Here is a 26,955-nt window from a genome sequence, read left to right as displayed (position 1 = left end):
TATGTTTAATTATAAAATTTCTGATCAGATAACTTTTGAAGAAGCGATCGATCTTACCCAGTCTTGGCTCAAAAAGATGAAAGCAAAAGAACTAAGCCCAGAAGAAATTCAATCGTTCATCGCTGCATTAGTTAAAACTGAAAATGGTGCAAGAGGTTTTTTTGTCACCTATCTAACGGTTGATGATTCTTTAGCCGATCATCCTACCGAAGAAATCATTAACGCTCTTAAATCTTCTCCAGAAATTGTCGGCGAATTATTAGTCAAAAATCTCGCAATGTCTACAGGTATGGTTATTGCCCATCGTCGAAATGATGACGAAGAGTTGGCACAAGGCTCAGGTCGAGTACGTCAAAGAAGTAAAGATTTAATCCAAAAACTATCCTTAGATCCGATCGCTATTAAATTAGATCAACTTAAAACCACTCTAGAACAAAACCAAGGAGAATATACAGATTTTCTAAAACGTTGGAAATATGATACAGAACAACGAGAGGCAATTTATCAAACTTTGCTTAGTTTAAAAGAATAAAATGGCGATTACATCAGCACAAGAAGCGATCTCATCTCTTATTAATATGGCAGAACAGGGTGAAATCGATCCTTGGGATGTTCCTGTGATTCAAGTGATTGATCGTTTTTTAAATGAATTAGGTTTACAAGATCTTGATACTGCTTTAGTACAAGCGAACTTACCTCAATCGGGACAAGCGTTTTTATGGGCCTCAAAACTGGTTTTATACAAAGCTGATACCCTAGAACGCATAGCCGAAGCAGAAGAAGAGGAAATTTTAGATCTTATCAGTGTTGATGAAGAAGAATTAACCCGACGCTTACCTTTAAGCTTAGAACAGCATATCCGTAGACGAACCTCGGCACCCCCTCCGCGCAAACGACGAGTTACCCTGCAAGAACTAATTACCCAACTGCAACAAATTGCCAGCGACCTCGAAACCCTACCCACACCTAAAGTTGAAAGTCGCCCTCGTCAGCCTTCGCACCGAGAAACCATTAAATCAATTACAGAACTTGCTCACCAAGAAAATTTAACCGAACTCGCCGCAGAATTAGACCATTTTCTAGAAGAACAATTACAACAAAAAGAACTGAACTCCATTAACTTTGAAGAATTATTAAACTGGTGGATCGAGAAAAAAGGCTCTGACGGACACAAAGACCGAGTAGCGATCTTTTGGGCTTTATTGTTTCTCTGTTCTCAATCCAAGGTAGATTTAGAGCAAACAGATTTTTATCAAGATTTGACGATTACTAAATCATCGTCGCCTCGCCATTGACTTCTAACCGTAGATATTTACTGAGATTAATAAACTTATCGGCTAGAGATTCTGCTACATTCGGACTAATCCAGCCCATTTGTGTCAATAAATGAATAGCAACAGCGTATTTAGCACGTTTTGAGCCATCTAAGACCTTAATTGCTAATCCCATACCTTCACCGACTCGCCCGATACATTGAACACCTTCAGCACCCGATTTACTAACAATTTCGCCTTCTGATGAGCGCATTAATTCGGTATCAAAAGCCCCATCCCCTGCAATCATGCGAGGATAATAGGTCATTGCGCGTTCAACCCGTTCCAAATCAACGTTTTGACCTGAAGCTAACTGAGCGTACAAATGAGCCATCTGACCTAATTGCATCGAATAAGTTGGGGCACCACAATCATCATGGGCCCCAATTAATTCATCCCCCGGCATTCCCAATAATTCGGAAATTTTATTAAGAATGAGTTGCTGTACAGGATGAGAACGGTTGAGATAGTTGTGTAGAGGCCAATCGCACTGACGACACACCGCTAACATTCCTGCGTGTTTACCAGAACAGTTATGCTGTAGTGGGCTTTGTTTTCCTTCAGGTATGGGACATTGTAAAGCATCTGGATCAACATCAGAACGCCAAAGAATATTAAAAACTTGTCTTGACTGTTCTACTGTTCCTTGATGGGAACTACACATGATGGCTAAATCCTTGTCCGTCAAGCTGTAGCGTTCTAAAGTACCTGTACTCGTTACTGCCAATGCTTGAAACGGTTTCAGAGAAGAACGAATAAAAGCATTAGTCTCCGAACAACCCGCCACTAACAAAACTCGGCCTTTATTATCACAGACGGTTGCTTCGACATAGTGAACGGATTCGATAATACCTTCTCTGAGTAGATGGACATTGATTTTAGATGTCGTTGTACGTTTGCCCCTAGTCATGTGCAATGCGTTTCTATGTAAAAGAATAAGAAAATTACAGACAAAGCGATAAAAAACTGCTCAGAGCAATCATAACGCCCAAAAATAGAACAGTCTTTTGTAAGCGAGTTAAAATCGGTTGAATTTGGTAAGTGACAATCAGCCGATCTCTCGCTAGAATCTCTGGAGTTTTGATCCAAGTTTGTCCATCATACCATCCCGACTCTTCATAAAAAACCTTTTCCGATTGTAGGCGATCGCACACATACAACCACCCCAGATACAAGCGCATCAGTACTAATCCAGTGAAAATGCTAATTCCTAAAACATTGGAAAGCAAAAACTTGAACAGGGCTTTTTGCGGTGGAAAACTGGCGGCGGCAATTGGTGCAATTAAAAAGAGTCCAAAAAAGGCAACCCATGCCAATTTCTTAAAGTAGGCGAGTGGTTCTAGCATCCCCCACCGAAAAAACCAAGATTCTTTTAACTCTTCGTATTCGTTGACGGGTTGCTGTTCAGTTGGAACGGGACAAAAATCCAGGGATGATTCTTTCATAGAAGTCTGATTATAGGGACTGGATAGGGGAAAACTCGATACGTTCGGCGTGTCCCCAAAATGCTTCTAAATTATAAAACTCTCTTTCCTCTGGTAAGAAAAGATGAACGATGACATCCCCATAATCTTGTAAGATCCAACTTGCATCAGCGCGTCCCTCGACTCGCAAAGGTTTTTTCTGGCAATTTTCAGCTACTTTGTCTTCAATTGTTTCAGAAATCGCCCGAAGTTGTGTTCTAGAAAAACCTGTAGCAATCACCAAGTAATCAGCTACATAAGAAACATGAGTGATTTTTAAAATCGTAATGTCAGCCGCTTTTTTGTCGTCAGCCGATAGAGCGATCGTTTGCACTAATAAATCAGTTTGCTGCTCTGAAATAGCAGGAGAAACGGTTAAATGAGTTGAGGTTTGGATCGAGGATGGAATTTGATTGGTCATTCAGTAATATTTACAATAATCAATGAATTTGTTTTTAGCCATCTTATTTAATTTTAACGCGTTCTTTTTTATCGAGATCAATAGAACTTTTTTTTAATTCTTGTTTAACGATTTGTAAAGCCCAATTTCGAGTTAAAACTGTTCGAGGATGGATAGTCAGACGACTACTTAGCAAATATTTTAGAGAATAATCGCAGGTTTGATAGACCCCTTGGTAAAGATTTAAAAAGCTTTCTTGTCGTAACGCTTCTAATTCAGGTGTATCACCTCGGTTTGGTTCTAACGCATCGGCAACAAAAACCACACAACTAAGGTCACTCATCTCAGGACAACCGAGAGTATGATTACGAATCGCACTTAATATTTCTTCATCAGTCACCCCAAATTCATCACGAGCAACGATCGCACTAACATCAGCATGAAGTAAATGGGGATTTTCTGCACAAACTGGGTCAATTTCTATCTGATTCGCTGATGCCATTTCTAATAAACGACTAGGTTTAAAAAATTTAGCTAAATCGTGCATTAAACCCGCTTGCCCTGCTTTCTCTTCGTCTAATTGGTAATGCTTGGCTAAGTCAATACTCATCTTTTCAACACCTAAAATATGCTGTAAACGATGTTCTGATACATTTTTCGCTAACCAAGATAAGACTTGCGATCGCATAGTGAACTAATGGTATTTTTGGAGAATAAAACTATTTTAACGAACCTATATTATTTACGAAAAACTGAGGTAATAATTACAGTAATCGTCGCACTAGCAATAAGAGTAAAGGCTAGTTGAACCAACCATTGAGTCGCTTGTCTATAGTCAGCGAACCTTTCATCAAAACGGTTAACATTAGCCGATAATTTCTCAACATCTGTAGACAATCTTTCAACATCCGTAGATAATTTTTCAATTCTTTCGATCACGTCTGTTAGTGTTGGTTCATTATTAAAGCTTGGTGTATTGGTCATTTGAGTTACTCCATTAGATTAGATATCTATAATATCTCTGTCTTTAAAATGATCGCTCAATACCAGTAAACCGAAAATCTTAAGGAATTACTAATAAGAGTTCTATTTGTTTGAGTAAGGCTATTCGATAAAATAGTTTAGTAGGGGGCTAGAGAAAAAAATGAACTCAACAAGTGAAATAATCGTGATCGGTGGGGGAATAATTGGATTAGCGATCGCAGTTGATCTGAAACTACGTGGCGCAACTGTAACCGTACTTAGCCGAGATTTTCAACAAGCGGCAAGTCATGCGGCGGCTGGAATGTTAGCCCCCTATGCGGAAAAAATTCCCCCTGGGGCGATGTTAGATCTATGTCTAAAATCTCGTTGGCTTTATCCAGAATGGATCAGAAAAATTGAAGATGTTACAGGTTTAGACACAGGCTATCATCCCTGCGGTATTCTCTCACTCAGCTACGATACTCCCTCATCCATAGATGAAAATTGGTTAGATCGAGAATCTATTAAGTTTTATCAAGCCGAACTAGGATCAAATGTTGTCGGGGGTTGGTGGTATCCTGATGATGCACAGGTAGACAACCGCAAGTTAGTCACAGCCCTACGTCAAGCCGCCCTTAATTTAGGAGTTGAACTCATTGAAGGCGTTACCGTAAGTGCGATTCAACAACAAAAAAATCGTATTTTAAGTCTTCTGACTTCAAAAGGTGAATACGAAGCTCAAACCTATATTCTTGCTTCTGGTTCTTGGGCAAGTCTTCTGTTACCGCTTCCCGTTTATCCCGTCAAAGGGCAAATGGCAGCCGTTAGAATGCCTACATCAGATCAGACTTCTCCTTTACATCGGATATTATTTGGCCCCCAAACCTATTTAGTCCCGCGTCAGGATGGACGTTTAATTATTGGTGCCACATCAGAAAAAGTCGGATGGAAAACAGGCAATACACCCGATGGTCTACAAACCCTATTCAGTAAAGCTATTCAACTGTATCCCCCTCTCAAAGATTGGCCCCTATCGGAAACTTGGTGGGGGTTTCGTCCAGCAACACCCGATGAACTTCCCATCTTAGGAATCAGTTCTTGTGATAATCTAATCTTGGCCACAGGACATTATCGAAATGGAATTTTACTGAGTCCTGTAACTGCTTCAATGATTGCAGATTTAGTCTTGCAAAACAAAACTGATCCTTTATTACATCAGTTTCACTACGATCGTTTCTCTAAAAAACCCTCATCTAGTTCTATTACACTTAATTCTACTGCTATGCCTTTAACCCTCCTTAACGGTTCTATCCCTACTGAACTTCAAAACACTTCAGATGAGTTAGTTATTGCTGGACGTAAATTTCGTTCTCGTTTGATGACAGGTTCGGGAAAATATGCCAACTTGGATTTAATGAGACAAAGTATCGTAGCAAGTGGCTGTGAAATTGTAACCGTAGCCGTTCGTCGTGTCCAAACGAAAGCCCCAGGACATGAAGGACTTGCAGAAGCGTTAGACTGGTCTAAGATTTGGATGTTACCAAATACGGCAGGATGTCAAACCGCAGAAGAAGCCATTCGAGTCGCCCGCTTAGGTCGAGAAATGGCTAAATTATTAGGGCAAGAGGACAATAATTTTATTAAATTAGAAGTAATTCCCGATGCTAAATATCTGCTACCTGATCCTATCGGAACTTTACAAGCAGCCGAACAATTAGTTAAAGAAGGTTTTGCCGTTTTACCTTATATTAATGCTGATCCGCTTTTAGCCAAACGTCTAGAAGAAATAGGATGTGTAACAGTGATGCCATTAGGTTCGCCCATTGGTTCGGGTCAAGGGATTAAAAATGCGGCGAATATCTCAATTATTATTGAAGAATCTAAAATCCCTGTCGTCGTCGATGCGGGTATTGGAACACCCAGTGAAGCATCCTACGCAATGGAATTAGGGGCGGATGCACTGTTGATTAATAGCGCGATCGCACTCGCCCAAAACCCTGTAGCAATGGGACAAGCGATGGGAATGGCGACAGTTGCAGGAAGATTAGCTTATCTCGCGGGACGAATGCCGATTAAACAATATGCCAGTGCTAGTTCTCCATTAACGGGAACCATTGGTTAATCATGCCAACAGAACTTTTAAAAGTCCTACAAATTTACAAGCGTGCTGGCTTCGCCAGATCCCTGCGGGCTCACATCGGATTGATTTTTAAGAAATGGAGAAAATTACAGTAATTATTTTAGACAACTATACGGTGCATAAAAGTAAAGAAGTTAAAAAACATGAAGAAGAATGGCGCGCTAAAGGGTTAGAATTTCTCTTTATTTCTGCAGGAGAGTCCTGAATTAAATCTGATTGAATCGGAATGGCATCAACTCAAAGCTCATGAGTTAACAGATAGAATGTTTGATGATGAATATGATTTGGCGATGGCTGTTATAGAAGGAATCGAGACAAGAAATCAAAGAAATAATTGTCTTTGTGAAAGATTTAAATTTAATTATACTTAGCCCTTTCTAAAAAAGTAGAGATAATAAAAGATGATTTTTTCTTAATTTACTTTTGACCTTTTACTTATTTAACCAACTTATACCTCAAATTGGTTAAACCACAGATTAACTATCCTTTTTACACTCATATCAAAAAGCTGATAGAAGAGAATCTGAAAATTAAGATCTTTTCTATCAGCCTATTTTTATACTTTACCAATAAAGGCTTAGTCTCTACCTACTAAGTCTATCTCGCTAAAGGATGAAACAATAAATCGGGGTAAAAACGGTTAAATTCAATTAAAATACCAGCTGTAACCGTCAACAAAGCCATAATTAAAACTGGCGCAGTCGATAAAAATTTAGGTAATCCATCCATGATTGAGTTCTCCAAAAAAACAAAGGTTAACTGAAAAAATGAACATCAAAGCAATTAGCGAGGTGAGATAGGAGCATCTTTCATGACTAATTTGCCAGAAGTAAATTCTTGGAGTGCAGCCAGAGGCCAAATAAAACCTGAGATCATTTTACTGACTGCTAAAGGAACGTCAATGATAATTTCTTTCATTTCCGTATCTTTTTGTTTCTTAATGTCAATCAGATAAGCACGACCTACCCAACCAATCCAACCTGCAATATAGAGGAAGAGAATGCTAGGGATTGCGAATTCGCCGAAATGAGCTAAATTACCATCGACAATCAAATGAGGATAGCCTTCAGGCCCACAAAGAGCATCTGAATAACGGACAGCCCGATTTACCCCAGTATTTGGATCATCTGTAGTGGGTCGGAATAGTTTAGCTTTGGCCATAAATGCTTCCGATTCGCTACAAGGCGTTAAATTGGAGTAAGCCGCATTTGCAGAAGGAGCAAAATTAAACCAAAGAGTAACAACTAGAACTAAAGCCAACAACCGTCGCATAAATTGTTTCCTTTTGTTACAAATAGATGAGTTTTTTTGTACAAAATAAGGAATTCTCAATTGTACATCGATGAAATCTTACTCTGAGGTGGGTACCAAGTAAAGTTTAAATTACAAAATGTATAGAAGGTTTATAACTCATCAATTTCCTCAACGCTTACCATTGTGGATCTTGTTGCAAGAGAGCCGTTGCTTCAGAAGCGGGTAAAGGTTTAGCAAAAAAGTAGCCTTGTCCGAATTCGCAGTTAAAGGCTAGTAGGGTTTTCATCTGCGCTTCTGTCTCAATTCCTTCGGCAATCACTTCTAAACCTAAATTGTGTCCTAAAGTTACCACCGTTTGTACAATTTGAGCATATTTATTATTGTCATCTTCTTCGTGCATCCGTCGGACAAAAGATTGATCAACTTTAAGGGTATCTATTGGAAAACGATGTAAATAACTCAGATTGGAATAGCCAGTACCAAAATCGTCAATACTAATTCTTAAACCTAATGCTTTGAGCCGATGCAACAATTGTATCGCTCCTTCAACATTATTAAACATGACAGATTCAGTAATTTCTAGCTTCAGGCTGTTGCGTTGTTTTTCGTCCACCACTTCTTTTAAAATATTTTGAATTTGCTGAACTAATAAATCGGGTTGATTAAACTGACGACTAGATAGATTCACACTCATCAGTAAAGGAGGATTACGCGGGAACTGTTCATGCCATTGTTTCATCTGAAAACACGCTTCTTTTAAAATCCATTCTCCTAAAGGGACAATTAACCCTGTCTCTTCAGCAATTGGGATAAATTGACCAGGAGAAATAAACCCTTTTTCAGAACAAGGCCAACGAATCAAAGCTTCAAAACCGACAATTTTATGAGTTATTAAAGAAATAATCGGTTGATAATACAGTTGAAATTCTTGTTGTTGAATGGCTTTTCTTAAACTGGCTTCTAGTTGCCAACGGGTTTCCGCTTGAGACTTCATTACGGGTGAAAACATTTCATAACGATCTTTTCCCTTGTCTTTTGCTCGATACATGGCAATATGAGCATGACGTAATAATTCTTCGCTCTTGAATAAAGAATCAATTCTTTCAAGTGCAATCCCAATACTAACGCTGGAATAAATATCTTGCCCACACCATTTAAGCGGTTGTCTTAATTGCTCTTGTAATAGATTGGCTAAATGAGTGATTTCATCAATATTTTTTACAGTACTTAACCAAATGGCAAATTCATCACCGCCGACTCTAGCCATTTTTTCATTACTTTTAAGAATTTTTTTCAGTCTGTTAGCTGTTTCAACTAACAGAAAATCACCCGCTTGTCGGCTTAAACCTTCATTAATCATTTTAAAACGATCTAAATTCAAAAATAAGACCGCTACTAGATGACGTGAGGTATAAGGATTAATCTTCTTGATGAGACGGATTTCTTTTAAAAAAGAACGACGATTTGGTAAATTGGTTAAAGAATCATGGTACTGATTATAGTAAGCTTTCCGTCCTAAAATGATGGCTCCAGTACTGACGATACCCAATGTTGCAGGTACACCCGAAAGCCATATAGATTGATTAAAGAGAATAAAACAAATCACCCAAAGGCTAAAAATTGCCACGAAAAGTGTTGTTATTGCATAGCTTGGGCGATTATATTGCCAGATTAATAGTCCACCTAACAACGACCAAAACCAAAGCCAGAGCCATTCAACCCAGTCTGGCAAAATGCTGATTTGGGGTTGACCATCTAGGGCAATACTTATAATTTGACTGACCATCTGAGCATGAATCTCGACACCACTCATCAAATAGTTAGTCTCTTGCATTGCACTATAAGGCGTAGCAAATACATCTTTGACGCTTGGAGCCGTATATCCAATTAAGACAATTCGACCCTTGACCCAATTGGGATCAATTTTGTTTTCTAATACTTCTGTTAAACTGACTTGTCGAGCAACGGACTGGGGAGAACGATAACGTAATAAAATTTGCCAGCCTGCGCTTTCGGAAGCATCGAGCCGATAGCCGCCTACATTGGGCGTAAGAGGTGTTAATGAAGCTGAACCGAGTTTTAAAGCATTCGGAGTTGCTTGAAAGGATATATTATGATCGCTTAAATATTTTAAACTTACCCGTAGTGCTAAAGAATAAAATTTGTCTTGTCCGAATGGTGATTCAACATACAATAAATTACGACGGATTACATTATCTATATCGACAATGAGATCGCTAAACCCTATTTGTTCGGGTGAAACGTCTGGCGGTGCGGCTATGGCATCACTTTCCATTTGCTCACCCTTGCTAATGACAATAATATTTTTCGCTTGTAATTGCTCGATTAACTTTTGATGTCCAGCGCCTTGAGGAAGATCTCGATAAACATCTAGACCAATGACTAAGGGGTGATGCTGTTGTAGTTGTTGCAGTAATTCGGCAATAATTTGATCGGATAATGGCCAGCGTTGATGTTTTTGAATATCGCTTTCAGAAATACCAACAATCAAGATGCGGTCATCTGGCTTTTGAGGAATGCTTAGTCGAACTAAATGATCATAAGCGGCTAGTTCAAAAACTTTTAATCCTTTGGTTTGTCTGACCCCTATAATTCCTAAAGTCACTATTAAACTCACGAGGAACACGGTCGGCTTTCTCGTCAGTAATATTTCTGTCAGATCTTTTATGTAACCAGGGAATTTGTCGCCGAACACTCAAAAATTAACCTATTTTTAAATTTGAACGTTTGATCAAGACTTTGGGCTGAAAATCCCTATTAATTTGTCTTGGACAGACACATAAGATTGCTCTGGCTTTTGACTTTTGATGCTGTTTATGCAGTAGCTCATACAAAATCATACTACTCTCAAGTTAGATCTGAGCCGTTTTTACTGAATTTTTTCCTTAATAAATCTTAAATCCTAGATTTTTCTTAACTAATCTTCATAAAATATCCGTACTTACACTCATTTTTTTTAGCTCAACTTTTGTTAGTATCTTTAGCATAAGTTATTTTACGGAAATCTAGCTTAATAGTTTGACATTGATTAATACAAAAATATTTAATTAAAGTTATTTTCAAATAAAATAATAAAAATCACTCATTAAACGCTTGTTAAAATATTAATTAAATCATGCAAAATCACAGCAATAAATACCAATTGATTATCTTAAGGTTACAGTCATTTAAAGGAGAAGCTGTTTTATGAAGACTTATTTATCTTGGCCAAAACAAACATCAATTCTTAGTTTAACCTTACTGTTAAATATCTTTTCAGTATGGCCATCAAATAATGTTTTAGCAGAAAATAAATACGAGAATAATCGTCAAGGTTGGCCATCACGACGGATCAGCGGAGGTTCACGGCGTTGTGGTGTAGAAAATACAGATCATAATCAATTGCAACAGTGTCTACCCTTAATTGCTCTAGTTTCTGAAGGACTCGCCCAAACCACTCAGACTCTACCCAGCTTATGGTTTTACCTTCCTCCTATTCCAAATTCAGACCAGATTGTGCTTGAATTCGTGTTGCGTGATCAAGAAGATCAACTCGTTTATGAAGCGACTTTTAAGCCCACTCATCAAGGTGAAATGACCTCTTTTCAATTGACGCAATCTCAGACTTTTAAAGGTCTAGTCGAAGGAAAAGCTTATCACTGGTATCTTTCGGTAATTCATAAAGCACAAGATCGCTCTCATGATGATGTAGTCGAAGGATGGCTTCAACGAGTGCCACTCAATCCATCTGTAGCACAACAATTAAAACAAGCCACACCCATCGAAAAAGTAAGGATTTATCAACAGGCGGAACTTTGGCCAGAAGCGATCGCCACGATGGCTAGTTTAAAACAGATCCAACCCAACGATCCCATCATCGGCCAAAAATGGCAACAATTACTAACTGCTCTAGAACTGTCTTTGCCAACCTATTAACTGAGCAGCAGCGATCGCCAGAAAAACTGAGGTAAAACTAACATCCGTTTCCAACGCCAAGGCTCTTGATACAAACGATACAGCCATTCTAAATTATTGTCTCGTAGCCATCGCGGGGCGCGAGTCTTACTACCCGACCAAATATCAAAACTGCCTCCAACTCCGATCCATACGGCATTAGGACAAAGGTATCGATATGAAGCGATCCAAAATTCTTGTCGAGGCACACCTAAACCAACCAAAATTAACTTTGGCTGTTTTTCTATTAGGGTTTGTCGCCATTGTTCTAACTCAGTTTCATTCAAATAACCATGATTGGACAAAATAGAAATTTGAGGAATTCTAGCACGCCACGTTAAAGCCGCCTGTTCCGTCACACCAGGTTGTCCGCCAAAAAAAACAATTGGATATCGCTCACCCTCTTGTCCTAATTCAGTAAGCAAAGATTCAGCCAGTTCAATGCCTGGACATCTCGACTGTTGCTGACCCCGTAACTTTAAATATAAAATAACCCCTGCTCCATCTGGGATTACTAACTCTGCTGAACGAATAATTTGAGCAACCGACAAATCTTGTTCCGCTAACATCGCCATTTCCGCATTCAAAGTAACGACGTGGGTTCCCAGATTTTGCGTCATGCGTTCTTTTAACCAAGTTGTATAATCTTCTAGCAAATGAACAGGTAAATTTAAAACTGGAAAAGAAATAGGCGTTTTTAACATAACCAAAAATCAAAAGCTCTAAAAATGATCATAAATAGAACGAAATTGAGTCACCACTTGATTTAAGCCAACCGAATTAGAAGCCTTAAACAAAATGCGATCGCCAGGATTCACCATATCTTGTAACCGTTGGATTAGTGCCTCATGAGTATTAAAGCATTCTGTGACCACGCCTGTAGCCCCCTTTGCAATTGCTTCAGTTTCGGGTTCATCGACATAAACCAAAAGCCGATTAATCTCCAATTTCTGAGCCATTTCACCCACTTGATAATGATATTGCCAAGATTGTTCACCGAGTTCTTTCATTGTCCCTAAAACCGCAATATGACGCGCTCCTGGGGATTCTTTGAGCAGATGTAATGCCGCCAGCATTGATTCTAAACCTGCATTATAGGTTTCATCGAGAATCACTAAATCATTGGGTAACTCATAACGTTGCGCTCGTCCTTTGGGTAATTGCACCGCTAACCCATAAGTTAAAGGAGTCCAGTCAATCCCTAAAACTTTAGCCACCGCAAGGGCCGCTAAATAATTCAGTGCGTTATGACGACCAGGCAGAGGTAACGGAAAATCTAAGCCATCAACTCTTAGGGTTTGAGAATCGATCATTTGTCCTTTGAGATCTCCACCCTCTAGCCCATAGGTTAAAGTAGTGCCAGACCAAACTTGATGGGCAGTTTTGATCAAACGCTCATTATCATGGTTGAGAATAGCGATACTGGTTTCGGGCATTTCGGCTAGTAATTCACATTTGGCTTGCGCGATCGCATCTTCTGAGCCAAGTCGTCCAATATGGGCGGTTCCAACATTTGTGATCACACCAATGGTTGGCTGAGTAATTTCAGTTAATAAGGCAATTTCACCACTAGAGCGCATCCCCATTTCAATCACCGCGTAGTTATGACTCTCATCAAGAGCAAGTAGAGTTTTGGGGACACCGATTTCATTATTGTAATTTCCAAGGGTTTTGTGAACTTGACCCTGGGTACCTAAAACAGCCGCGATCAATTCTTTGGTGGTGGTTTTGCCGACCGAACCTGTGATCCCGACGACTGGAATTAAAAATTGTTTCCGCCACCAATTAGCTAGCTTTTGATATGCCACTAAAGTATCTTCGACAAATAACTGTGGAATTTGCTTAGATAACTTTACTGTAATCGGTTCACTAATAATTAACGCTGATGCACCTTGAACAACCGCATCGTTTAGAAAATGATGACCATTAAATTGATGACCTACTAATGCTAAAAAGAGTTGCCCAGGCTCTAAGGTTCGGGTGTCTGTCGTAATTCCAGTAATTTTTGTGGTACCGCTTCCTTCACACAAGTTACAATGAATGGGTTTAAGAATAGCGTTAATTTGACTAAGTGTTAACTGAGAAAACATAGAAGTTAAATTATTGACTGGATATTTTAAAAAAATACTTTTATAGTGATCAAGATCACTGACAAAGTGTGTTTTGTTCCGATATTTTAGGTATTACAACATAATTGATCATCTGGAGGTCAGTATGCTGAGCGCTTGGTTTAATCAATTTAGCAATAAATAGCCATCGTAGCCATACATCAGTTTTTTAGGCTTGTGGTTCATTGGCTCAATCGTTCACTGTCTGTCAGGCAGCCTTTAGAACTAAAAACTCCTGTCTAGATAAACTATTAAGACTATACTGATGCTGGTAACTATGGCTATTTAAAGACTTAATTAACATAGACTATTTAATAACTTTATTTATCTAGATCTAACATTTCATTCGCTTATAACTATTAGGGAGGGCTGACTAGAATGACACTTGCTAGTCCCCAAGGAAACACAAAATATACGAGAGAAGAAGAACAATTTCTGTATGACTATTTGCTCGATAGTGTACAGAGAGAGTCGCCTGAGTTATTACTGGAAGATTTTCGCCGTTTGTTTATCGAGGGGCGAGGTTATCGAGATGCTCAAGTTTATTTGGCTCTTGAAAGAATTGTCAAATCTAGAGACGTAGAATTAAGCTTTTATCATTTTTTTAATCGTTGTTGTCATATTTTGGTTAACCGTTGGCAAATGAACCCGCAACATCAGCCAGCCATTCCCGAATTAGTTGCTATGTTAGAGAATTTAGCACCCGCTAGGCAAGGTCACCACAGTACGGCGAACCATTTGCGTCAGTTAGTCAAAAATTTTACGCTATCAGATCATTACATTAAACTTCAACGCCTCGCCCGTATTATTAGCAGTAAGTACAGTGAAAAGAATTTAAGTTCGGTTGGTACTTTAATTAATCGTTATCCTTATCTGTATGATCATTGTTTATTGAGTGATGAAAGTTCTCAAGAACACCAACAGACGGTAAGACATATTAAATCTAAAACTGAGCGTCGCTTTGAGGTGAATTTATCTCGCTACGTGACTTATAAAGTGCGTTTGGCTCAATTATCCAACTCCTCGGATTTTTCAGCCGAAGGAGGACGAATTATTCAACCAGTGAAAAATCCCACCCTGTTAAGCGATCGTGAATTAAATCGCGCTTTAAAACAGTATATTGGTACAGTAGAGACGGGGCATACCTATCGAGAGCTATCACAAAATTTTGTGACCCAGACCGTGTACGCGCCCACCTATCAAGCTTTTAAAGACGAATTATACGAATATCTGGTAACATCTGCCGATTATGGAAAAGGTCAATTTAATCGGAAGTTATACGATGTTTTACAAAATACCTTACCTCAATGTAATCATCAAAAACCGAGTGAATTTTTGGTTTTAAGAACATCAAGTCAGTTACTCAATCATCTAATTGTCGAAAGCGCGCAAAAGCCAGAGCATTACATTTTTATTGATATGATCACGAATATGGGCGTTACTCGTACCGTCGGACTACTACTAAAGCTCGTCTTGATGTGTCGTAAAGTTAAACCCTATTTGGATAAACGTCTATCAATTTTATTTAATCACTATGAAGGCTTTTCTAGCGATGGCGTTCCTTGGTTAGTCAAATCTTTAGAAAATCTCCAAGTCGGCTTTAGTATCCATTTTGGCAAAGCCGATTTATCCTGTTTAAAACAAATTCGTCCTTAAACTCATTTTGATGTAAAAAAAGCAAATTATTAATGTCTAATCGACATATCAGATCGCATAAATTTTTGAGAAAGTCGATAATGTTTTAAAGACACGCATCAAACGACTCCCCCATGATAGCCAAGCTAAATACAGCCAAAATTGCCATTCAAGACGCAAACTGGTCACTTGTCAACGAAATCTTACAGCAACTTCCTTTGTTCTCACATGGCATTGCTGAATCCAATTTAAGCGAAACTGAATGGGAGACGGTTTTAGAGTTAGCCATCCAAATTTTATCTGAAAGTGATTTTGGCCAACGTTGGGAAATTGCGAAACTGTTTCCGAGATTGGGTGAGCGTGCGATCGCACCGTTAATTAATCTTTTAGAAGACGAAACCTTAGATCTAGAAATTCGCTGGTTTGTCGGTCGAATTTTAAGTCAATTTAAGCACCCTGAGTCTGTTTTAGCTTTAGCCAGACTCCTCCAACAAACAGAAGAAGAAGAATTATCGACGATGGCAGCCCAAGCATTAGCAGAAATTGGAATATCTGCTGTATCGTCTTTAACAGAATTACTCAAAAATTCAGAAACACGACTTTTGGCCACACAAGCATTATCGGTAATGCGTCGTTCTGAAACAATTTTCCCTTTATTCACTGTGATTGATGATCTTGATCCTAACGTGCGAGCAACTGCGATTGAAGCTTTAGGCAGTTTTCATCATCCCCAAATTTATTCCATTCTCATTGCCGCATTAAAAGATCCTGCCACCCAAGTCAGAAAAGAGGCAGTTGTTGCTTTAGGTTATCTAACTGAGGCAGAGACTTCACAGGATACCGTCATTCATTTAACGCCCTTGCTGTATGATCTTAAACCCGAAATTTGTCAGCAAACCGTGATTGCATTAGGACGAATTGGGACACCTAATGCGATCGCTGCTTTATTTCCAGTTCTTCAGTCACCCCTAACCCCAACTGAATTAAAAATAGAGATGATCACGGCGTTAGGTTGGATAGAAACAGAAGATGCACTTTTGTGTTTACAAAAAGTCCTTGAATGGGGCGATGAGGTAATTTGTCAAGAGGTAATTATTGTTTTGAGTCGTGCCAATCAACCTCAATTAAAACAGAAAGCTACCCGCATCATTATTCAATTTTTCCACTCTCAACACAAAACTCTCCAAAATCCGAGTGTTAGACAAGCTTTAGCCACGTCTTTAGGAGAGTTAGGAATTGAGGGACAAGAAGTATTAGAGCAATTGACGCAAGACGACAATATCCGAGTCAAACTTCATGCGGTTTCAGCCCTCAAGAAGTTAACCAAACAATATGTTCAACAACACTAACCATGATTAGTTTCGCCCTTTAAGAGCTTTTCTAAAATTCTGACGATAAGCTGGATTAACCGCTAATAAAACTGGCCATAAAAGCGTTAATACGGCTCGATTAGGAAGACTAGGGCTAAAATTAGTCGAACGATAGCCCGTCCAAAATTTCCACGCACCGTAGACATAAATTCCTAAAAGTAAAAATTTAATTAAACCCATAAATCACCAATCCTTAATTAATACAAAAACAATACTTTAAGCAGGAACTTCCAGATAAACGCCCATTTGACGGAACTTTTGATATCGTAAATCTTTGCGTTGTTGTGGAGTCATCGCTGTTAATTCTTCTAGATTATCAATTAACGATTGTTTAAGCAAAGCTGCCGTTTTCATAGGATTATTGTGCGCTGCGCCAGAGGGTTCAGTCACAATTTGATCGATTAGTCCTAATTCCATCAAATCACGAGAAGTCATCTTCAGAGCCACCGCCGCTTGATCCGATTTTTTAGCATCTTTCCACAAAATCGCGGCACAAGCTTCAGGTGATGCCACACTATAAACCGAATGTTCTAGCATTAATAATCGATCTGCGACTCCGATCCCTAATGCGCCACCCGAACCCCCTTCACCGATGACGGTTGAAATAATTGGCACATCATAGCAAAACATCTGACGGAGATTATAGGCGATCGCTTCCCCTTGTCCCAGTTTTTCGGCTTCGACATTGGGCAATGCACCGGGGGTATCAATAAAAGTCAAAATCGGTAAACTAAACTGGTGAGCGTGATCCATCAACCGTAGGGCTTTACGATAACCACCTGGGGCAGCCATCCCAAAATTACGGGCAACATTATCTTTAGTATCGCGTCCTTTTTGATGACCGATAATCACTACTGGACGACCATTTAAACGGGCTACACCACTGATTAGAGCTAAATCATCATAACCTCTGCGATCGCCATGAAGTTCAAACCATTCTTCTGTGATAGCTTGAATATAATCTAACGTACTGGGGCGTTTCGGATGACGCGCTAATTGTAGACGTTGAGACGGTGTGAGATTACTAAAAATCTCTTTTCGCAGTTGTTCGGCTCTCTCTTCTAAATGATCAATTTCTTTGGAGACATCTACGCCATTTTCTTCAGCCAGTTTCCGAATTTGTTCAATTCGAGTTTCTAACTCACAAAGGGGTTTTTCAAAATCGAGGAGAAAGGGACGACGTTCAGCTTTAGCCATAAACTTTTCTTTGCTTTCTTAGGTTTTTATCTTCAGCCTTTTAAAGCCTCGTAACCTAGGACGACTGTGATAGGATGAATAAGCATTATTAATATTAATCTAGACTAACATACATCTAAAACACGCTTTATGTTTGATGCTCTTGCTGAACGCCTCGATGATGCCTGGAAAAAATTACGGGGTCAAGATAAAATCTCCCAATCGAACATTCAAGAGGCACTAAAAGAAGTTCGCCGCGCACTTTTAGAAGCCGATGTAAATTTACAAGTTGTTAAATCTTTTATTAGCGAAGTTGAAAAAGCCGCTTTAGGTGCTGAAGTAATTTCGGGTATTAATCCAGGGCAACAGTTTATTAAAATTGTCTACGATGAATTAGTTAAAGTTATGGGGGAAAGTAATGTACCCCTTGCTCAAGCTGACAAAGCCCCCACTGTAATTTTAATGGCAGGATTACAAGGGGCGGGCAAAACCACCGCTACAGCCAAACTCGCTCTCTATTTACGAAAAGAAAAGCGTAGTTGTTTAATGGTTGCGACCGATATTTATCGTCCTGCGGCAATTAATCAGTTAATCACCCTCGGACAACAGATCGAGGTTCCCGTCTTTGAACTCGGTACCGAAGCGAATCCCGTTGAAATTGCTCAAAAAGGGGTTGAAAAAGCTAAAGAGCTTAAAGTTGATACCGTCATTATTGATACTGCGGGTCGTCTGCAAATTGACGAAAGTATGATGGCGGAGCTAGCACAAATCAAAGCAAAAGTCAAGCCTAATGATACATTATTAGTCGTTGACGCGATGACGGGGCAAGAAGCGGCTAACTTAACCCGTACTTTTCATGAACAAATCGGCATTACAGGGGCAATTTTAACCAAGTTAGACGGTGATACGCGAGGTGGGGCGGCTCTATCGGTGCGACAAATTTCGGGTCAACCGATTAAATTTGTTGGACTTGGGGAAAAAGTAGAAGCCTTACAGCCATTTTATCCCGATCGCATGGCCTCCCGTATTTTAAATATGGGTGACGTACTGACGCTGGTTGAAAAAGCACAAGAAGAACTCGACTTAGCCGATGTCGAGAAAATGCAAAACAAAATTCTTCAGGCTCAGTTTGATTTTAATGACTTCCTCAAACAAATGAAACTGCTCAAGAATATGGGATCTTTGGGTGGAGTCTTAAAACTAATTCCAGGAATGGGTAAATTGAGTGGGGCGGACATTGAACGAGGTGAAAGTGAACTCAAACGCACATCTGCCATGATTAGCTCAATGACACCAGAAGAACGGTCTAATCCTGATTTATTGGCTAAGTCACCGAGTCGTCGTCGTCGTATTGCCAGAGGTTCAGGTCATGATGAATCAGAAGTCACCAAGCTGATCACTAATTTTACACGGATGCGCTCAATGATGCAGCAAATGGGACAAGGACGTATGCCTGGTATGGCGGGTATGCCTGGTATGGGCGGGGGTCAAGGGATGTTGGGTGGGGCTTCTAACCCTGGTTTTAGAGGCTATGCAGGTGGTTCACAGAAAAAGCAAACCAAAAAAGTCAAAAAGAAAAAAGGATTTGGGGATCTTTAACTATTTTGATAGGGGGGAAATAGACGATTTTTTATTTAAAGAATTATTCACCCCCTGAATGGGTCTAGTTAAATTGCTTCTGTTGTAATTATTGTTTGATGTCGAAGTGTTGTTAGAAGAACTAAATGAATTTGAGTTCTGAGATGATGAAACCGTTCGAGGGGCAAGAGGTAGATTTTTTGGCGTTAACTTTAAGCTTGTTTTCGGAGTCTGATAACGTGATAAACCAGGTACCTGCTGACTCCTTTGCTGTTGATAAGAGGAGTTTTGATAGCTTTGACTCATTTGGTTTTGTAGCTCACTTTGATATTTTTGTTGCTGAGTAGAAAATTTGGTTTGTTGGTCTTCTATTCGACTTTGAAAAGCTTCTTGACTTTCGCGGTTATGCTCGGTAATAAGTTGAGTGCTTTCTCTTAATTGATTAGAATATGTACCTCCATTGACCCAATCTACTTTTAAATCTAATTGATTAACTAAAATGTCTCGTGGTACTAGGGGTAAATTCACCGAAACCGCTAAATTACCAAACGTATTAAGATACTCAAGATTATTTTGAGAATTTGCTCCATAGCTTTTCACTTCCATTGATAAAGGATTTCGCGGCCATAACTGTAGCATTGAGTTTAACTGTTGATCTTCAGGTTTAGTTCGATTGAGTTGTAAACCCTCTTGAACATTTGGAAAAGTAATTGCTCCAGTTGCTTTATTTAAAAAACTACTAATGGCGACTTTATCGGACGTATCTGAAGCAATTGCTCTTGATATACCAATGGAAATTGAATTTTTATTGTAAAAATAATTCTTAGGTAATTCATTATCAGAAACGGAATTATGGTCAAATGCTAAATAATCTCCAACCAATCGATCAACAGGGCCTTTTCTTGTGTTTAACGGTGTAAATTCGTAAATTCCCTCATAAACATCGGCAAAATCCACTTGAGGCAAAGTACGAACGTCAAGCTGTTGATCGGTATTAAAAGTAAATTCTAATTGTTTTAAGCTATTAATGACTCTCTCAAAAGATAATGCTGAACGACTAACCACATTAGGCTGACTCAAAGCTATGTTCATCTCAAACAATTTTTTAGTTTGCTCAGAAGATAATTTAGCGGACATAATTTGAGAATCAATCGAATCAATCGTCAAGACATTACTGACTAAAAACTGTTGATTAATTTGTGCAAATCCCTCAAGCGATGACTGAAAACTCGAAGCAGATGGATAATGAAGAGTAGCTGCTTGAGTTTGAGGAAAAAGACTGACATAGGACATTAAAAAACTTACTGTGGTAACAATTGCACTTTGACGATTCAGTCCTGTAAATTTGTTCATGGCTTTTTCCCATCGGCGATCGGTTTTATGCTTTTTTAGACACATCCGAGTGTCCACATATTTTAACATCCTATTTATATTTTAGAAATCGATAACGAGATCACAGACAATTTGAGCCATTTTGTCGGCGGCTCCAGGTTGCCCAACCAGTTGACGCAGTTGTGAACGAATTTTTTCGAGTTTTTCGGGATGATTTAGCCAATCAATGCCAATAAGAGCGACTTCTGCGGGATCTAGCAGACCTAATAATTCGGGAACAATTTCACGTTTAGCCCAAATATTTGGCCAAGCATATAAACGACGACCTTGAGCTAAAACAATAAGATTAATGATTTTAGCCATCGTTGCACCGACTAGGGGAAGACTCGCTAAAATCCCTGGAATACCATCCCATGTGCGCATTGCGTCGAGTTGTTGAATGGGGAGTAGGACAATAAAAGGAACCCCTAAGGTCGCTAATTCAGCCGTATTCGCCCCTACCGTCGTTAAAGCAAAGTGACATGAAACGAGAATTTCATGAGCAGGAAATTGGGTGATTAGTTCGACTTTTAAACCCTGTGCCGTTTTTAAATAAGGAGTTTGGTCAACAGGGGTAAAGAGTTGAGCATTAGCCCAGCCAAATTTTTGAATAATTAGACTAAGTTTGGGATCAGCAAATTTCGCTAGAGTTGGTAGAGTTAGAGTCGGCGCGACAGGAAGCACAAAACGCGCTTGGGGAAACTGTAGAGCGATCTGTTCTGCGATCGCCAAACACAAAGGAACCCCTTGATCGAGTTTCCAAGGTTTTGAGCCTGGAAGGAGAGCAATGAGAGGTGAAGTCGAATCAACCAGAGCAGAAGACAGGGGGGATAAATCGACCATCAGATCTCCAACCACTGTTAATTTAGACTGATAGCGAGCAGGAACCGCCGCCCGAACTTTCTCACTTTTTAAGCCATAATGATCGATCCAACGCCACCAACGCGCCTCATGTTCAGCATAAATTACAGTTCGATAACCTAAACGTCGTCCGATGACTACAGAGAAAAACTGATCACCTCCTAAAAACAATACAAGTCCTTTGTCTCGCCAATCCCAATTTTCATACGTTTTCCCCTGTAACAAAAATGGGAAAAAATACTCAGGTGATTGAACTCGGTTGACTTCAGGATAGCTACGGACAACATCAGCCTCAGTTCCCATGGCATGACCACAAGGCGATAACACCACAGAAATTCGTACTTTAGCCACATCAAAGCCCAATTTTTGACGTAAGACTTTAACCACAGGACGTACCCAAGTTGTCACTTCACCAGGGCCGTTAGAAAGAATCAAAATATCAAAAGGTTGCATTTTTAATTAGAGTGTTAAATGGCTGATCGGATTTTAAGGCTTCTGTGACGTAGAATGATGAGCGTTGACGAAAGAACCTGTCTAAAAATCGATCTGAACCTAGACTAAAACGCGAAACTTTAGACTGTAATCCTAGTCAATAACACTCTATAGCTAGGTAGATTAAACGAAACAATAATGACAACTTTAGAAGAGAATCCAACAATTAATGCAGTACAACCAAGCTTAACTCCTGTTAGATGGATTGGGACTAATGGTGATTGGTATGATACGGCTAATTGGAGTACTGGAAGAGTCCCCACCGCAAATGATCTAGTAACGATCGAGAATACGACGAGAGGCACGACTTACGAAATTACCTTTTCTAATGGTAACCCAGCATATGGTGGCTTAAATTTACTAGCGAATAATGGTGGAAGTCTTAAGCTGACGGGTTTAACCACTTATCGCGGCAGTAATGCAAATGATATTAGTATCGAAGCTAGGGGAAATGGTAGTGTAATTGATCTATCTGATGTAACTTCCCTTAATGGTGGAAGAACGTTAAAAGTCCTAAATATCGATGCGTCACAGGGTGGTCAAATCAATTTAAGTAATGTAACGAGAATTAGTGGCGGTACAACGGAAGTATTTGCCGATGGTGCGGGAAGTTCGATCAATTTATCTAGGCTCACTGAATTTATAGATGATGATTTTACTCGGTCTTTAATCAAAACTCGCAATGCTGGATTTATTAATTTAGCTCAGGTTACTAATCTTGAAGAAGTTGATCTCAGTACCGATAATAGCGTTCTTTATTTAGAAAGACTGTCGACTTATGCTGGTGATAATAACGTTGATGCGATTAACGGGGGACAAATTTCATTAATTAGGTTAAATAGTGTTGTCGGTCAAATTCTACAGCTTAAAGCTACAGGAACTAGAAGCAGAATCGCTATTTCTCAACAATTAGATTCTAGTGAATATCTCATTCAAGAAATTTCTGGTGGTGATGTCATTGTTTCTAATAATAGCTCAGGTTTGAATTATGCCCCGATTGTAGTAACTCCGATCTCATCCCAACAGGCGCAGGAAGATCAAGCTTTTAGCTTTACCATTCCAGCGAATACTATTATTGATTTTGATCCGTTTGATAATTCATCCTTAGTTTATACCGCTAGTCTTGGTGATGGGGGAGCTTTACCAAGTTGGTTAAGTTTTAATGCTGCGACTCGTACTTTTAGTGGCACACCCAATAATTCTCAAGTTGGTCGCCTCAATATTTTGGTTAGAGCAACTGATGGGGATGGTGCTTTTACTTCGACTCGGTTTAATCTAGATGTAATTAATGTCAATGATGCCCCAGTTGTTTCCAATGCGATCGCTGATAAAAATACAGCAGTTGGGCAAAACTTTAATTTTACCTTTGCGAATAATACTTTCACCGACGAAGATTTAGGCGATAGTCTTACTTATACCGCGACTCTGGAGAACGGTTCGCCTTTACCGAGTTGGTTAAGCTTTAATGCCACGACTCGTACTTTTAGCGGTAATCCTACGAATGCCGATGCAGGTACTTTTAATGTTTACGTTACGGCAACCGATGAAGCGGGAGCCAGCGTTACTGATACTTTTGCTTTAAATATTTCCGATCCTACAATCAATAATCCTCCAAGTGTGGCAAATGCGATCGCTGATCAAAGTACCACCGAAGATCAGTTATTTAGCTTTCAAGTTCCAGAAAATACCTTTGATGATATCGATGCCGATCCTCTTACCTATTCGGCTACATTAACAGATGGAACGCCCTTACCAAGTTGGCTAACATTTGATCCTGCAACTAGCACTCTTAGCGGAACACCTACTAATTCAGATATTCCTACTTTTTCAATTACATACTCGATTAGAGTAACAGCAACTGATCCTGAAAATGCCAGTGTTTCAGATGATTTTGCTCTAACCCTCACGAATGTTAATGATGCGCCGAGCCTTGCAATCCCAATTTCCGATCAAGGTACTGTTATTGATCGTTCTTTTAGTTATGAGCTTCCTGACAATACATTTACCGATATCGATCCTGGGGAGATCTTAAATTACTCAGCTTCTTTAGTTGATGGAAGCCCTCTACCAAGTTGGTTAACGTTTGAGCCAATCAGCGAAACCTTTTCGGGTACCCCATCTGTTGCCGATTACGGTGCGCTTGAAATTAATGTAGTAGCAACCGATAGTTCTGGTGCCTCTATTAGTGATGTTTTTGCCCTCAATATCGATATTGATGCGGCTCAATATGGGGCATCGTATCCTGATTTGAGTGCCGCTTATGGCTATGATTTATCGGGCTTAAGAGATCATTATCGAGATTTAGGACGGGCTGAAGGAAGAAGTCCAGATCTTTTTGATGAGTTTCGTTATGTAGCATCAAATACAGATTTAATTCCGATCATTGGTATGGATGGTGATGCCGCAGCGCGACACTATATCGAATCTGGATTAAATGAAGGGCGATCGCTAACCAGTTTCCAGAGTGATCAGTACATAGCATCTTATGGTGATTTAATCAGTAGCCTAGGTTACAATATAATGGCAGGCAGTATCCATTATATTCAATCTGGTTTTGGTGAAGGGCGAGCGGCTGATACTTTTGATGAGTATCGTTACTTAGCGGGCTATGATGATTTACTGGATTACTATGAAAGTGATGTCGTAGGAGCAACTGCACATTATATTCTCTTTGGTTCTCAATTCTCTGTAGGGGCTGAAGGTCGTGATCCTCTGGCGTTTAAACCAGATATCTATGTTGCTTCCTATGGCGATTTAATTCAAGCCTTACAACCGATCAATAGTGGTAATTATTCGAGTAAGATCAACTATGGTAGCGCGCATTATGTTGTTGCTGGTAGAGCCGAAGGACGAGCCAGAGAAATCTTTAATCCTGCTTCTTATCTAGCCAATAATTCAGATGTCGCGGCTGATCCCATTTATGGTAGTGATCCGACGCGTCATTATATTGAGTTTGGTTATTTTGAAGATAGAGTAGTTTAACAAATCAAAAGCAGGTAGGGCTATACTGTCGTACCTGCTTTCTGTGATGTTAAAGGAAATAACTAATTTTTTTAGCTATTTCTTGAGAACCACCTTGAGATCCCATTCTTTCTCGACCATTCGCCACACAACTATGTAAATAATCTGGATCATGAAGAATTTTGATAGCTTCTTGTGCCGCATGAGGAAAAAGATTAGCCTCATTCGGTTTTTTTCCGACTGTTGTCACCGATAAACCTAAGAGTCTCATTTGTGCTTCAGCAAAACGATAGGTAAATTGTGGCCCATAACCTGGTATTTGTAATACAGGTTTTCCTAAACCAACGGCTTGTTCAACGGCTGTACCTGCCATTCCCAACACTAAATCAGATTCATAGACAATATCTGCAAAAGCATTGTAAAAACAGCGTACCATCACAATCTCATCTTTCTCGGTTCGTTTAATTAACTTTCCTTCCCCGATATATCGCCAGCCAACTTTTTGACCTAGAGTATTCAAATCATCTTCAGTAAAATTCGAGACTAAAGCTGCTCTATATTGAATGGGTCGAATTTTAGCAATTTCTTCACAAATATTTAAAAGTAAAGCCAGATTATTTAAAGCTTCGGGTAAACGACTGCCAGGTAAAAGAGCAATCATCGGCTGATAAAATTTATCTAATGCTAAATCCGTTTCTGTGCGATGTAAAACATCCATCACAGGGTAACCTGAAAAAACCGCCTTTTTAAAACCTTGTTGCTGTAAATCTTGGGCAGTAAAAGCATCTCTGGTAAAGATTTGCTGACATTTAGGAGATTTAAGACACCATCGAGTAATCCAAGGAATTTTAATCCGTCCTTCGTAATAACTAGAAGTAGAGACAATAAAAGCGACAAAAGGACGACCAGAGAGATAAGCCACTGTAATCGGAAAAATATCACCAACTGCAATCAATAAATCGCAGTTTTTACTATATTTTAGAATAGCTTGGATTTGTCGCCACGTTAACTTAATCAGACCAGACCATAAATCTTTGATTAAATTAAAAACATGAGTGTAAATCATACCCCCTGATGGAAGTGTTTGTGTTGGCCCGATAATGGGAATATTAAGACGACGATAGGTTGTGCCATCACCCACTAAAGGCATCGCAGCGATTGTAAGTGCTGGATTACTCTCTAAAAGGGCTTGTAGAATTAGACTAGCGTTTAAATCTTCTCCATGCCCATTACTAAGGAAGAGAACTTGTTTGATCATCGTCGCTTTCAAGCAAAATTCAGGCAGATTGGTGAAATAACACAGAAATCAGTATTTTATCTGTACACAGGATAGAACTTTATGCAGAAATGGCTCATCAATTTAGTATCGCCTAGTAATTATATGCCTCATGGACATTGTTATTGATGGCAAACCCCGCTAATTTGGCTACACGTCGTCTCAGATTTATGAATTGCGGCTGCATACTATTCAATTCCCATCAATTCCCATCATGCTAGTGTACTTTGTCCAAAAAAGACAAGACGTTCCATTTAAAGCAATATTTATACTATTTAGTCTGTTTATTCTTTCATGTGGAACAACTCATGTTTTAGAAGTTTGGAACATTATGGTATCCTGCTTATTGGCTATCTGGTGCAACAAAAGCTTTAACTGCTGTTGTTTCTCTTTATACTGCCATAGAATTATACCCTTTAATTCCTCAAGCCCTTGTTCTCCCGTCACCGCTACAGCTAGAACATCTCAACTCTGAATTAGCCAATCAAATCAAGGAACGTCAAATTGTTGAACAAGAAGTCCGTAATTTAAACGCAGAACTTGAAGAACGGGTTGAAGAACGTACAGCAGACTTAGAACACGCAAATTTACAGCTACAAATAGAAATTGTAGAACGTCACCAAGCCGAATTAGCTTTAAT

At 39.4% G+C, this 26,955-nt stretch carries 23 protein-coding genes; 8 read left to right on the top strand and 15 right to left on the bottom strand.

Going from position 1 to position 26,955, the window contains the following annotated elements; translation table 11 throughout:
* The first annotated feature begins 1 nt into the window (after position 1).
* Positions 2-532, top strand: a complete 531-nt coding sequence (locus CFPU101_RS00640; RefSeq protein ID WP_206813413.1) for a hypothetical protein — start codon at positions 2-4, stop codon at positions 530-532.
* Position 533: 1 nt separating this feature from the next.
* Complete coding sequence (locus CFPU101_RS00635) at positions 534-1,295, top strand: segregation/condensation protein A (RefSeq protein WP_206813412.1); 762 nt, start codon at positions 534-536, stop codon at positions 1,293-1,295.
* On the opposite strand, the gene CFPU101_RS00630 is transcribed toward CFPU101_RS00635, so the two are convergent.
* Genes CFPU101_RS00630 through CFPU101_RS00610 form a run of 5 tightly spaced genes read right to left on the bottom strand, consistent with a single transcriptional unit; the run spans position 1,270 to position 4,160 of the window.
* On the bottom strand, positions 1,270-2,223 hold the full coding sequence (locus CFPU101_RS00630; protein WP_206813411.1) for an asparaginase: 954 nt from the start codon (positions 2,221-2,223) through the stop codon (positions 1,270-1,272). The two genes, CFPU101_RS00635 and CFPU101_RS00630, sit on opposite strands and share 26 nt — an antisense overlap.
* 34 nt (positions 2,224-2,257) lie before the next feature.
* Positions 2,258-2,758, bottom strand: coding sequence for a CGLD27 family protein (locus CFPU101_RS00625; RefSeq protein WP_206813410.1), 501 nt, complete (start codon positions 2,756-2,758; stop codon positions 2,258-2,260).
* 10 nt (positions 2,759-2,768) lie between these two features.
* Entirely contained in the window at positions 2,769-3,197 is a 429-nt protein-coding gene (gene rsfS, locus CFPU101_RS00620; protein WP_206813409.1) for a ribosome silencing factor, read from the bottom strand.
* Positions 3,198-3,240: 43 nt separating this feature from the next.
* Entirely contained in the window at positions 3,241-3,864 is a 624-nt protein-coding gene (gene yqeK, locus CFPU101_RS00615; RefSeq protein ID WP_206813408.1) for a bis(5'-nucleosyl)-tetraphosphatase (symmetrical) YqeK, read from the bottom strand.
* 50 nt (positions 3,865-3,914) lie between these two features.
* A complete protein-coding gene (locus CFPU101_RS00610) occupies positions 3,915-4,160 on the bottom strand; it encodes a hypothetical protein (RefSeq protein WP_206813407.1) in 246 nt (81 codons plus the stop codon).
* 160 nt (positions 4,161-4,320) lie between these two features.
* Between CFPU101_RS00610 and thiO the strand changes: the two genes are divergently transcribed.
* On the top strand, positions 4,321-6,261 hold the full coding sequence (gene thiO, locus CFPU101_RS25915; RefSeq protein WP_206813406.1) for a glycine oxidase ThiO: 1,941 nt from the start codon (positions 4,321-4,323) through the stop codon (positions 6,259-6,261).
* Between the two features lie 615 nt (positions 6,262-6,876).
* Here the strand turns inward: thiO and psaJ are convergent.
* The 3 genes from psaJ to CFPU101_RS00590 all read right to left on the bottom strand — a co-directional run bounded on the left by psaJ (position 6,877) and on the right by CFPU101_RS00590 (position 10,249).
* Complete coding sequence (gene psaJ / locus CFPU101_RS00600) at positions 6,877-7,008, bottom strand: photosystem I reaction center subunit IX (RefSeq protein WP_206813405.1); 132 nt, start codon at positions 7,006-7,008, stop codon at positions 6,877-6,879.
* Positions 7,009-7,062: 54 nt separating this feature from the next.
* Positions 7,063-7,551: a Photosystem I reaction center subunit III gene (locus tag CFPU101_RS00595; RefSeq protein ID WP_206813404.1), complete on the bottom strand. Its 489-nt coding sequence runs from the start codon at positions 7,549-7,551 to the stop codon at positions 7,063-7,065.
* Positions 7,552-7,708: 157 nt separating this feature from the next.
* Complete coding sequence (locus tag CFPU101_RS00590) at positions 7,709-10,249, bottom strand: EAL domain-containing protein (protein WP_206813403.1); 2,541 nt, start codon at positions 10,247-10,249, stop codon at positions 7,709-7,711.
* A gap of 491 nt (positions 10,250-10,740) precedes the next feature.
* On the opposite strand from CFPU101_RS00590, the gene CFPU101_RS00585 reads away from it, so the two are divergent.
* Positions 10,741-11,469, top strand: coding sequence for a DUF928 domain-containing protein (locus tag CFPU101_RS00585; protein WP_206813402.1), 729 nt, complete (start codon positions 10,741-10,743; stop codon positions 11,467-11,469).
* Here CFPU101_RS00585 and CFPU101_RS00580 read toward each other — a convergent pair.
* Complete coding sequence (locus tag CFPU101_RS00580) at positions 11,466-12,191, bottom strand: WecB/TagA/CpsF family glycosyltransferase (RefSeq protein ID WP_206813401.1); 726 nt, start codon at positions 12,189-12,191, stop codon at positions 11,466-11,468. The genes CFPU101_RS00585 and CFPU101_RS00580 overlap by 4 nt on opposite strands.
* A gap of 18 nt (positions 12,192-12,209) precedes the next feature.
* Positions 12,210-13,577, bottom strand: coding sequence for a UDP-N-acetylmuramoyl-tripeptide--D-alanyl-D-alanine ligase (murF, locus tag CFPU101_RS00575; RefSeq protein WP_206813400.1), 1,368 nt, complete (start codon positions 13,575-13,577; stop codon positions 12,210-12,212).
* A gap of 396 nt (positions 13,578-13,973) precedes the next feature.
* Here murF and CFPU101_RS00570 point away from each other — a divergent pair, with 396 nt between their 5' ends.
* Positions 13,974-15,251 carry a hypothetical protein gene (locus CFPU101_RS00570; protein WP_206813399.1) on the top strand — a complete coding sequence of 426 codons (1,278 nt, stop codon included), beginning with the start codon at positions 13,974-13,976 and terminating at the stop codon, positions 15,249-15,251.
* A gap of 113 nt (positions 15,252-15,364) precedes the next feature.
* Positions 15,365-16,579, top strand: coding sequence for a HEAT repeat domain-containing protein (locus CFPU101_RS00565; RefSeq protein ID WP_206813398.1), 1,215 nt, complete (start codon positions 15,365-15,367; stop codon positions 16,577-16,579).
* Positions 16,580-16,585: 6 nt separating this feature from the next.
* Here the strand turns inward: CFPU101_RS00565 and CFPU101_RS00560 are convergent, their stop codons facing one another.
* A complete protein-coding gene (locus CFPU101_RS00560) occupies positions 16,586-16,780 on the bottom strand; it encodes a hypothetical protein (protein WP_206813397.1) in 195 nt (64 codons plus the stop codon).
* 36 nt (positions 16,781-16,816) lie between these two features.
* Positions 16,817-17,797, bottom strand: a complete 981-nt coding sequence (gene accA / locus CFPU101_RS00555; RefSeq protein ID WP_206813396.1) for an acetyl-CoA carboxylase carboxyl transferase subunit alpha — start codon at positions 17,795-17,797, stop codon at positions 16,817-16,819.
* 129 nt (positions 17,798-17,926) lie between these two features.
* On the opposite strand from accA, the gene ffh reads away from it, so the two are divergent.
* Positions 17,927-19,375 carry a signal recognition particle protein gene (ffh, locus tag CFPU101_RS00550; RefSeq protein ID WP_206813395.1) on the top strand — a complete coding sequence of 483 codons (1,449 nt, stop codon included), beginning with the start codon at positions 17,927-17,929 and terminating at the stop codon, positions 19,373-19,375.
* Here ffh and CFPU101_RS00545 read toward each other — a convergent pair whose 3' ends face one another.
* Both CFPU101_RS00545 and CFPU101_RS00540 read right to left on the bottom strand, forming a co-directional pair.
* Complete coding sequence (locus CFPU101_RS00545; protein ID WP_206813394.1) at positions 19,376-20,764, bottom strand: hypothetical protein; 1,389 nt, start codon at positions 20,762-20,764, stop codon at positions 19,376-19,378.
* Positions 20,765-20,788: 24 nt separating this feature from the next.
* Positions 20,789-22,039: a lipid-A-disaccharide synthase gene (locus tag CFPU101_RS00540; RefSeq protein WP_206813393.1), complete on the bottom strand. Its 1,251-nt coding sequence runs from the start codon at positions 22,037-22,039 to the stop codon at positions 20,789-20,791.
* A 177-nt stretch (positions 22,040-22,216) separates the two neighbouring features.
* Between CFPU101_RS00540 and CFPU101_RS00535 the strand changes: the two genes are divergently transcribed.
* Positions 22,217-25,060 (top strand): putative Ig domain-containing protein, encoded by a 2,844-nt coding sequence (locus CFPU101_RS00535; RefSeq protein WP_206813392.1) that lies wholly within the window; start codon positions 22,217-22,219, stop codon positions 25,058-25,060.
* 49 nt (positions 25,061-25,109) lie between these two features.
* On the opposite strand, the gene CFPU101_RS00530 is transcribed toward CFPU101_RS00535, so the two are convergent.
* Positions 25,110-26,297 (bottom strand): lipid-A-disaccharide synthase-related protein, encoded by a 1,188-nt coding sequence (locus CFPU101_RS00530; protein ID WP_206813391.1) that lies wholly within the window; start codon positions 26,295-26,297, stop codon positions 25,110-25,112.
* Positions 26,298-26,955: the final 658 nt, after the last annotated feature.

The sequence above is a fragment of the Chroococcus sp. FPU101 genome (genome assembly GCF_017312365.1).
GTDB lineage: Bacteria > Cyanobacteriota > Cyanobacteriia > Cyanobacteriales > Microcystaceae > Chroococcus.
The sequence above is the reverse complement of the archived record's forward strand: the minus strand, read 5'-3'. Positions and strand labels throughout refer to the sequence as shown.